Source organism: Methylobacterium sp. WL103 (genome assembly GCF_008039885.1).
Classification (GTDB): domain Bacteria; phylum Pseudomonadota; class Alphaproteobacteria; order Rhizobiales; family Beijerinckiaceae; genus Methylobacterium; species Methylobacterium cerastii.
Window position 1 is genome coordinate 1 of record NZ_VRUX01000132.1, and the last position, 9,310, is coordinate 9,310.

Here is a 9,310-nt window from a genome sequence, read left to right on the forward strand (position 1 = left end):
CAACCGCGACCTCGTCTACGTCTCCAACGCCCCCTTCACCGAAGTCTCCAAGGTCGTCAGCGTCTTCTCCACCGTCGCAGGACCCGTCGCCTCCGCCGCATCCGTCTACGCCTACGCACGGTAGACGCCGACCGGACCCGCGCCGCCGCCGAACGCCGCCGCATAGCCCTCGCCGTCGTCCCCAGGCGCCGAGGGCGAGCCCGGCCGAGGCGGCACCGCGTCGGGGCGGCACTACCGGGTCGAATAGGATCGAGCTGCCGCTGCCGCGCGGACGCGCCGGCTTCGCCCCAGCAAGCCTTTTCCAGACTACCACGCTCCAATTTTAAGCCCGTCCGGTCGCTCCCCGGATGGCTTCGACGTGGATCCGAGCCCGATGCCGCTCCTGGGTCCGGGCCGTCCGTCGATTGGTCGGACTTAGACCGCGCAGCGCGCTCGCGAGATGTTCGGCGTGAAGATCGCGCCGTCTTTCGATCCGGACATCGTCGCACCGTGCAACTCCGCGTCGGGGGCGGACGCGGCAAAATGCATCCCAGGGCTACCTCATCGATACGGCGTTCGGCGTTCGGACACGCACAATCGATGCGCGCGCGACACCGGCAATTTATCCCAACAACGTTCGCTCAATAGGGCACAGACGGACAATTGCGCACAATTTAGTTCAATCGGGGCTACATTCCCGAACGTTTGTGCGCATCGCCGCGGCTCTTGATCAGAGGATAGCGCCGGAGTACCGCCGATCCCGGTGGATTTCCTCGGAAAACGGGCGAAAACCACGAAATAATCTTGCCCGCCACCAAAACTGAGCTTACGGTCGGCACTATCATTCGAACTCACGATGACGGACCGAACAACATGAGCGAACCAGACGTCGACAGGGCCCGTTTCATCACGTTGGCCGCAGATATCGTCTCCGCCTATGTCAGCAACAATCACGTCCAGAGCGTCGAACTGCCGAAGCTCCTGAGCGATGTGCACGAGGCGATCGTCGGCGTTTCGGGCGCCAACGGGCCGGTCGCCGAGGTCGGGCCACCCAAGGCGACCGCGCCGGAGATCCGCCGCTCGGTGACGCCGGATTACCTGATCAGCTTCGAGGACGGAAAGCAGTACAAGACCCTGCGCCGGCATCTCACCCTGCGCGGCCTGTCGCCCGAGCAGTATCGCGCCAAGTGGGGCCTCGCGCCCGACTATCCGATGACCTCGCAAAGCTATTCGGAGCAGCGCTCCGAACTCGCCCGCGCCCTGGGCCTCGGCCAGCAGCGCCGCAAGAACGTGGCGAAGTCCGCCGCGCCCGAGCCGGTGGTCACCGAGGAGGCGGCAGCCGAAAGCGAGGCCGACGCCCCCGCCAAGAAGCCCCGCGCCGCCCGGAAGAAGAAGGACGCCTGAGGCTCACACCGCTTCGGCAGGACTCTCCCGGACTTCCACGGCATCGAATGGCCGGAGGCGCGAGCGCGCCTCCGGCCATTCGGCGTCATGGGGTCCGCTCCCTCGGAACGTTCGACGCGGCCGGTTGCTTCCCGTCCGCGACGGGCGTCCCGGCATCGTTCGGCAGCCGCCGACGGATATCCGAGCAGGAGCGAGACATGGCCATCCGCGACACGGCCTTCATCCGGACCGGGGACGGCACCCGGCTCTACGTCAAGGATTGGGGCACCGGCCGGCCGGTGGTGCTGATCCACGGTTGGCCCCTCGACGCCGACATGTGGGAGCACCAGATGCCGGCGCTGGCCGAGGTCGGCTACCGGGTCGTCGCCTACGACCGACGCGGCTTCGGCCGGTCCGACCAGCCCTGGACCGGCTACGACTACGACACCTTCGCCGACGACCTGAAGGCGGTGCTCGACGGCCTCGACCTCCAGGACGTCGCCCTCGTCGGCTTCTCGATGGGCGGCGGCGAGATCGCGCGCTACATGTCCCGCCACGCGGGCGCACGGGTCACGAAAGCCGTGCTGGTCTCGGCGGTGACGCCCTACATGCTCAAGTCCGGCGACAACCCGGACGGCGTCGACGGCGGCGTCTTCCAGGGCATGGTCGACGGACTCCGGAAGGACCGCCCGGCCTTCCTCGCGAACTTCGCCAAGACCTTCTTCGGCGCCGGCGTGTTCCATTCCCCGGTCTCGGCCGAGACGATGACCTGGGCCGGAAACCTGGCGATGCTGGCCTCGCCCAAGGCGACGACGGCCTGCGTGACCGCCTTCGGCACCACCGACTTCCGGGGTGACATGGCGCATTTCAGGGTGCCGACCCTGGTGATTTACGGCGACGACGACCAGACCGTGCCGATCGACGTGTCGGGCAAAGTAGCCGCCGCCGCGATCCCCGGCGCCACGCTCGTGGTCTACGAGGGCGCGCCGCACGCGGTGCCGTTCAGCCATGCCGAGCGGCTGAACGCCGACCTGCTGGCCTTTCTGAAGGGCTGAGCCGCGGTGCGCGGGCCGGCGGACCGGGCTCTCGCGCGCCGCATTCGACCGCGATAGACAGGCCGCGATCGCATGTCGGTCCGGGCCGTCCCACCGCGCGGACGGCCCGGCGCCCCGACGGCCTCGAGCGCCCGGAGTCCTGCATGCCCCATCCGTCTTCCCTCGCCGCCCTGGCCGTCGCGCTGATGCTGGCCGGCGGCCCCGCCGCCGCGCAGATGGCCAGGACGCCCGACAAGACGCCCGACAAGACCTCGGACGCGCCGCCGGCCCGGCTCGCGACGCCCGACAAGGCGGCGCCCGCAAGCAAGGGCGAGGTGCAGCTCTCCTTCGCCCCCGTCGTGAAGCGGGCGGCGCCCTCGGTGGTCAACGTCTACGCCTCGCACATCGACAAGCGGCCCAACGCCCGCACCAGCGCCATGGACGAGTTCATGCGCCGGTTCTTCGGCGCGGAAGGCGGGCGCGGGCAGGGCGGCTCCCCGGGCGAGCGGGCGCAGAAATCCCTCGGCTCGGGGGTGATCGTCGACGGGTCGGGCCTGATCATCACCAACAACCACGTCATCGACAACATGAACGAGGTCCGCGTCTCGCTGGCCGACCGGCGCGAGTTCGAGGCGACGATCGTGCTGCGCGATCCGCGCACCGACCTCGCGGTGATCCGCATCACCAACCCGGCCGGCGGCCTCGTCGCGATGCCGTTCGGTGATTCGGAAAGCCTCGAGGTCGGCGACTTCGTGATGGCGATCGGCAACCCGTTCGGCGTCGGCCAGACGGTGACGCAGGGCATCGTCTCCGCGCTGGCGCGCACCCAGGTCGGCTCGTCGGACTACCAGTTCTTCATCCAGACCGACGCCGCGATCAATCCAGGCAATTCCGGCGGCGCGCTCGTCGACCTGCGCGGGCACCTGGTCGGGATCAACACCGCGATCTACTCGCAGTCCGGCGGCAGCCACGGCATCGGCTTCGCGATCCCGGCGAGCATGGTGAAGGCCGTGGTCGAGACCGCCAAGAACGGCGCCACCACCGTGCGGCGGCCCTGGCTCGGGGCGCGCGTCCAGAGCGTGACGCCGGACATCGCCGAGAGCATGGGCCTCGACCACCCGACCGGCGTCCTCGTGGCGAGCCTGCAGGCCAAGAGCCCGGCCGACGAGGCCGGGCTGAAGCGCGGCGACCTGATCCTGACCGTCGACGGCCAAAACGTCGACGACCCGGAAGCCTTCGGCTACCGATTCGCGCTCAAGGGCATCACCGGCCAGACCAAGTTCGGCATCCTGCGCGGCACCAGCCGCAGCACCCTGCCGGTGAAGCTGGTGCCGGCGCCCGAGACGCGGCCGCGCGACGTGCTCAAGGTCCGCACCCGCTCGCCGTTCCTCGGCGCCACGCTGATCAACACCTCGCCCGCCGTGGCCGAGGAGATGCTGGTGGACTTCCCCGTCGATGGCGTCGCGGTGCAGGCCGTGGACGAGAACTCCATCGCGGCCCGTGCCGGCCTGCAGAAGGGCGACATGCTGGTCTCGATCAACGGCCAGCCGGTCTCCACGACGAAGGACGTCGAACGCGCCACCCGCACGGTCCAGAACGCCTGGGAGGTCGCGATCAACCGCAACGGCGAGGTGCTGACCTCGATGTTCGGCGGCTGAGAATCGGCAGGCCGGGCCGAAGCCCGGCCTTCATACCAAAATTCGGTCGATCCCTTCGGGATGGCGGATTTGGGCTTCGCTCAGGCGGCCTGGAGCGCGAGGGCCTTGGCCTGGATCTCCTCGACCGGCGCCCCGATCAGGGCGGTGATCGCCTCCTTCGGCATCGGCGCGCCGAACAGGTAGCCCTGGCCGTAGTCGCAGCCCTGGTCCGACAGCCAGTCGACGCTGGCGTCGGTCTCGATCCCTTCGGCGGTGGTGACGAGCCCGAGGCTGGCGCCGAGCTTGATGATCGCGTCGACGAGCTTGGCCCGTTCCGCGCTCATGGTGATCGTGTCGACGTAGGTGCGGTCGATCTTGAGCTTGTCGAACTTCAATTCGCGCAGGTGGTAGAGGCTGGAATAGCCCGTGCCGAAGTCGTCGAGGGCGATGCGCACGCCGAGGTTCTGCAGCGAGGTCAGGGTCGTGCGGGCCGCCTCCAGGTCCTGGACCAGGGCCGTCTCGGTGATCTCGACCTCCAGGCGGCTCGGGGAGAAGCCGGTCTCGGTGAGGATCGCGAGGATGCGCTCGCACAGCCACCGGTCCTGGAACTGCTTCGGCGCGATGTTCACCGCGAGCTGGAAGTGGGACGGCCAATCGCGGGCGTCGAGGCAGGCTTGGCGCAGGAGCTTCATGCTGAGCTCGGAGATCAGGCCGGTCTCCTCGGCGATCCCGATGAAGCTCGCCGGGGCGAGCAGGCCGCGGACCGGGTGACGCCAGCGCGCGAGCACCTCGACGCCGACCAGCGTCTTCTCCGGCAGCGTCACCACGGGCTGGTAGAACGGCTCGATCTCGCCGTTCGCGATCGCCTCGCGCAACTCGCTTTCGAGCTGCGCGCGGGCCTTGAGCTCGAGGTCCATCGCGCTCTTGAACACGCGGAACACGCCGCGGCCGTCCTTCTTGCCCTGGTACATGGCGAGGTCGGCGGCGTGCAGCACCACGTCGGCGTCGGCCTGGTCGGCCGAGATCAGGGCGATGCCGATGGTCGCGCCGACCTTCAGCTCGTTGCCCTGCCACTGGATCGGCGCGGCGATGGAGGCGATCACCGCCTGGGCGAGGCGGGACAGGCCGTCGCTGCCGCCGTCGAGCGGCACGAGCAGCGCGAACTCGTCGCCGCCGAGGCGGGCCGCGAGGCCGCCCTCGGGGGTCAGGGCGGACAGGCGCTCGGCCACCGCGCACAGCACGGCGTTGCCGGCCGCATGCCCGTAGATGTCGTTGACCGGCTTGAAGCGGTCGAGGTCGACCAGCAGCACGGCCTGCGTCGGGACCAGGCTCGCGGCCGCCCGGCGGCGCTCCAGCGTCTCCAGGAACAGGCGGCGGTTGGCGAGGCCGGTCAGCACGTCGTGGCGCGCCACCGCCTCGGCCTCGGCGGCAGTGATGTCGCGCTCGCGCATCGCCACCCGCAGGAGCAGGGATTTCCGCAGGCTCGCCGCGAACACGGCCAGGCCCATCAGGGCGACCAGCATGAACGCGTTCGAGAGGTCGTTGGCGTGGATGAAGGCGTTGAGGCTGGAGAAGACCTGGAACTGGATGCCGATGATCCACAGGCAGCCGCAGATCATCAGCAGGCACAGGGCCTCGTAGAGCTCTCCCTCTCCCCAGCTGCCGCGTTTCCGGATCATGCGTCGTCCCCCGTGAGCGGGCTCGACAGGACCACGGGTGGACTTAAGGGACTCTCACGCGGCACGGCCGCTCGCGGCGTCACCGTTGCTTTCGCTGCGTCCGGACGAACACTTCGTCCGCGTGAGTTAACAGGGTGTTTTCCGAAACGAAGACGGTTGCGGCGATGGTGTCGCACGGGCTCCGCCCGGACGGGTGGCCGGCGGCGCGCCTCCGTCGGCTTCTGCCGGGCGGCGCCTCTTGCCGAGCGTGGGCCGCAGGGTGTTGATGCGGGCATGCCCGACCTCTTCGCAACCGCCGGCCTCGACGCCTCGGCGCCCCGTCCGCTCGCCGACCGGCTCAGGCCGGGCACGCTCGCCGAGGTCGTCGGCCAGGACCACCTCACCGGCCCGGACGGGGCGCTGACGCGGCTGTTGCGCGGGAAAAGCTTCGGCTCGCTGGTGTTCTGGGGACCGCCGGGCACCGGCAAGACCACCGTGGCGCGCCTGCTCGCGCACGAGACCGACCTGCATTTCGAGCAGATCTCGGCGATCTTCTCCGGCGTGCCCGACCTGCGCAAGGTGTTCGAGGCCGCACGCAAGCGCCGGGCGACGGGGCAGGGGACGCTGCTCTTCGTCGACGAGATCCACCGCTTCAACCGGGCGCAGCTCGACGCCTTCCTCCCCGTGATGGAGGACGGGACGGTGACGCTGGTCGGCGCGACGACGGAGAACCCGTCCTTCGAGCTGAACGCGGCGTTGCTGTCGCGCGCCCGGGTCCTGCTGTTCCGGGCGCTGGACGACGCGGCGATCGCCAAGCTGATCGCCCGGGCCGAGGACCTGACCGGCCAGGCGCTGCCGCTCACCGAGGAGGCCCGGGGCGTCCTGATCCGCATGGCCGACGGCGACGGGCGCGCGGCATTGACTCTGTGCGAGGGGATCTGGCGCTCGGCCAAGCCCGACGAGATCCTCGACGCGGAGGTGCTGCAGACCCTCGTCCAGCGCCGCGCGCCGATCTACGACAAGGCGCAGGAGGGCCACTACAACCTGATCAGCGCGCTGCATAAGACGGTGCGCGGCTCGGACCCGGACGCGGCCCTGTACTACCTGTGCCGGATGCTCGACGGCGGCGAGGACCGCCTGTTCATCGCCCGGCGCCTGGTGCGGATGGCGGTGGAGGATATCGGGCTCGCCGACCCGCAGGCCCTGGTGATCACGACGGCCGCCAAGGACGCGTTCGACTTCCTCGGCAGCCCCGAGGGCGAACTCGCGCTGGCGCAGGCGGTGATCTACCTCGCCTGCGCCCCGAAATCGAACGCGGCCTACGAGGCCTACAAGGCGGCGACCCGCATCGCGAAGGAGCACGGCTCGCTGCCGCCGCCGCGCACCATCCTCAACGGCTCGACCAAGCTCATGAAGCGGCTCGGCTACGGCGAGGGCTACCGCTACGACCACGACGAGCCGGAGGCGTTCTCCGGCCAGGATTACTGGCCGGAACGGCTCGGCCGCCAGCACCTCTACGCGCCGACCGACCGCGGTATGGAAAGCCGCTACCGCGACCGGCTCGCGCATTGGGAAGAGCTGCGCCGGGAACGGCGCGGGGAGGGGTGAGCGGCGCCGTGGACGTCCTGCTCAAAGGCGTGGCCGGCGGCCTCGTGACGATGGCGATCGTGCTGGCGTCGCGTCGCGGCAACGTCCTGCCCGGCATCCTGCCGTTGGCGCCGACCTTCGCGATCATCGCCCTGCTGGCGGTCGGCGCGAAGGGCGAGGCCGGCGCCTTCCGCGAGACCTGCCTGGCGGGCTTTCGCACGATTCCTGCTTACCTGGTCTTCCTCGCGGTGGCGTGGTGGATCGGCGGATCCTTCGACTACCGCCTGGCGCTCCTCGGCGGGCTCTGCGCCTGGCTCGTGGTCGCGCTCGCGCTGTTCCTAGGGCCGCGCTGGCTCTGAAGCGCTGGACCCCGCGCCCGCCAGCCTGTAGGGCAGCCGCCCCCACGAACACCGGCGAAAGACGACACTTGATGGCGGCCTGCGGCCTCGATTTCGGCACGTCGAACACGACGCTCGGACACCGCGCCCCGGCGGGTCCGCGCCTCGTTCCCCTGGAGGGGCGCCACCTCACCATCCCGAGCGCGATCTTCTTCGAGCCGAACCGCGCCGCGGTGATCGGGCGGGCGGCGACGGAGGCCTACGTCGAGGGAACGCCGGGCCGGATGATGCGCAGCCTCAAGTCGGTGCTGGGCTCGGGGCTGATCGACGAGACGACGCCGGTGGGCCGCGAGCGCGTGCGCTTCCGCGACGTGATCGGGCGCTACCTCGGCGCGGTGAAGGCGCGGGCCGAGGCCGCCGCCGGCGAGACCTTCGACACCGTGGTGCACGGGCGTCCGGTGCACTTCGTCGACGGCGACGCGGCGGGCGACCGCCGGGCCGAGGACACCCTGCGCGAGATCGCGCAAAGCATCGGCTTCCGCCACGTCTCGTTCCAGTACGAGCCGATCGCGGCGGCGCTCGACCACGAGCAGAGCGTCCGGCGCGAGGAGATCGCGCTGATCGCCGACATCGGCGGCGGCACCTCCGACTTCTCGATCGTGCGCCTCTCGCCCGAGCGTCACGCCAAGGCGGAGCGAGCCGACGACATCCTCGCCAACGACGGCGTGCGCATCGGCGGCACCGACTTCGACCGCTTCCTCAGCCTCGGCACGGTGATGCCGCTGCTCGGCCTCGGCAGCCCGATGAAGCGGGCCGAGCTGCTGGTGCCGAACGCCTACTTCCACGACCTCGCCACCTGGTCGAGCATCAACCGGCTCTACAACCCCAAGACCCTGCGCGAGATCGCCGAGATCATCCGCGACGGCGCGCGGCCGGACCTCGTCGAGCGGCTGCGCACGGTGGTCGAGCTGGAGCGCGGGCATTCGCTGGCCATCGCCGTCGAGGGCGCCAAGATCGCCGCCTCGAACGACGGCGCCTCGGACGTCGACCTCGACTGGGTCGAGCCCGGGCTCGCCGCCCCCGTGGACCGGACCGCCCTCGTCGCCCACACCGACACCCTGGCGACGCGGATCTCCGAGCGGGTCGGGCGCTGCCTCGCCCAGGCGGGCCTCACCGCCGACCGGATCGATTCGCTGTTCCTCACCGGCGGCTCCACCGGCCTTCCGCATGTCCGCCAGGGACTCACCGCCTGCCTGCCGGGCGCCCGCGTGGTGGAAGGCGACACCTTCGGCTCGGTCGGCATCGGGCTTACCCTGGAGGCGATCCGCCGGGCGGCGTGAGGGCGAAGGCATCGGGCCCCGAGGGCTGCCGACCGACGGATCCCCGACGGTGCCGAACGGCAGGACGACCCGACGCCGGCCTGCCGTGCGGGCGGCGCGAATTGTCGCCGGTGCGGGCGGGTGTTAACGCGCTTGCATGACAGGCAATCCACCACGCGGCGGCAAGGGTTCGGGCAAGGGTCCGGGGACGGGCTTTGGCAAAGGCGCAGGCAAGAGCGTCGGCAAGGGCTCCGGCCGGCCGCCCTCGCCGAAATCCGCCGAGGGCAAGGCTGCGGCCAGCAAGGGCGCGAGCCGCGGCCCCCGCTCCGGCGCGCCCGGAAAAACCCGGTTCGGCCGTCCGGAGCGGGCCGGCAC

7 protein-coding genes and 2 pseudogenes are annotated in these 9,310 nt (G+C 70.5%); 8 read left to right on the forward strand and 1 reads right to left on the reverse strand.

Annotated features, from left to right (window positions below; genetic code table 11):
- The 4 genes and pseudogenes from FV222_RS31110 to FV222_RS10655 form a co-directional block, all read left to right on the forward strand.
- Positions 1–124 (forward strand): annotated as a pseudogene (locus tag FV222_RS31110) (sugar transporter); the annotation flags it as partial.
- 728 nt (positions 125–852) lie between these two features.
- Positions 853–1,383 (forward strand): MucR family transcriptional regulator, encoded by a 531-nt coding sequence (locus tag FV222_RS10645; RefSeq protein ID WP_147754128.1) that lies wholly within the window; start codon positions 853–855, stop codon positions 1,381–1,383.
- 197 nt (positions 1,384–1,580) lie between these two features.
- Positions 1,581–2,417, forward strand: coding sequence for an alpha/beta hydrolase (locus FV222_RS10650; RefSeq protein ID WP_147814192.1), 837 nt, complete (start codon positions 1,581–1,583; stop codon positions 2,415–2,417).
- 143 nt (positions 2,418–2,560) lie between these two features.
- Entirely contained in the window at positions 2,561–4,054 is a 1,494-nt protein-coding gene (locus FV222_RS10655; RefSeq protein WP_147754123.1) for a Do family serine endopeptidase, read from the forward strand.
- A gap of 80 nt (positions 4,055–4,134) precedes the next feature.
- Here the strand turns inward: FV222_RS10655 and FV222_RS10660 are convergent, their stop codons facing one another.
- The gene (locus tag FV222_RS10660) at positions 4,135–5,712 is read right to left on the reverse strand and encodes an EAL domain-containing protein (protein ID WP_147814194.1); all 1,578 of its coding nucleotides are present in this window, start codon (positions 5,710–5,712) and stop codon (positions 4,135–4,137) included.
- Between the two features lie 273 nt (positions 5,713–5,985).
- Between FV222_RS10660 and FV222_RS10665 the strand changes: the two genes are divergently transcribed.
- From FV222_RS10665 to FV222_RS30665, 4 genes and pseudogenes are all read left to right on the forward strand, one after another.
- On the forward strand, positions 5,986–7,299 hold the full coding sequence (locus tag FV222_RS10665; protein WP_147762210.1) for a replication-associated recombination protein A: 1,314 nt from the start codon (positions 5,986–5,988) through the stop codon (positions 7,297–7,299).
- Positions 7,296–7,637 (forward strand): GlpM family protein, encoded by a 342-nt coding sequence (locus FV222_RS10670; RefSeq protein WP_246685409.1) that lies wholly within the window; start codon positions 7,296–7,298, stop codon positions 7,635–7,637. The genes FV222_RS10665 and FV222_RS10670 overlap by 4 nt, the downstream gene beginning before the upstream one ends.
- Before the next feature lie 71 nt (positions 7,638–7,708).
- On the forward strand, positions 7,709–8,956 hold the full coding sequence (locus FV222_RS10675; protein WP_147762208.1) for an Hsp70 family protein: 1,248 nt from the start codon (positions 7,709–7,711) through the stop codon (positions 8,954–8,956).
- Positions 8,957–9,092: 136 nt separating this feature from the next.
- A pseudogene (locus tag FV222_RS30665) lies at positions 9,093–9,310 on the forward strand (hypothetical protein); the annotation flags it as partial.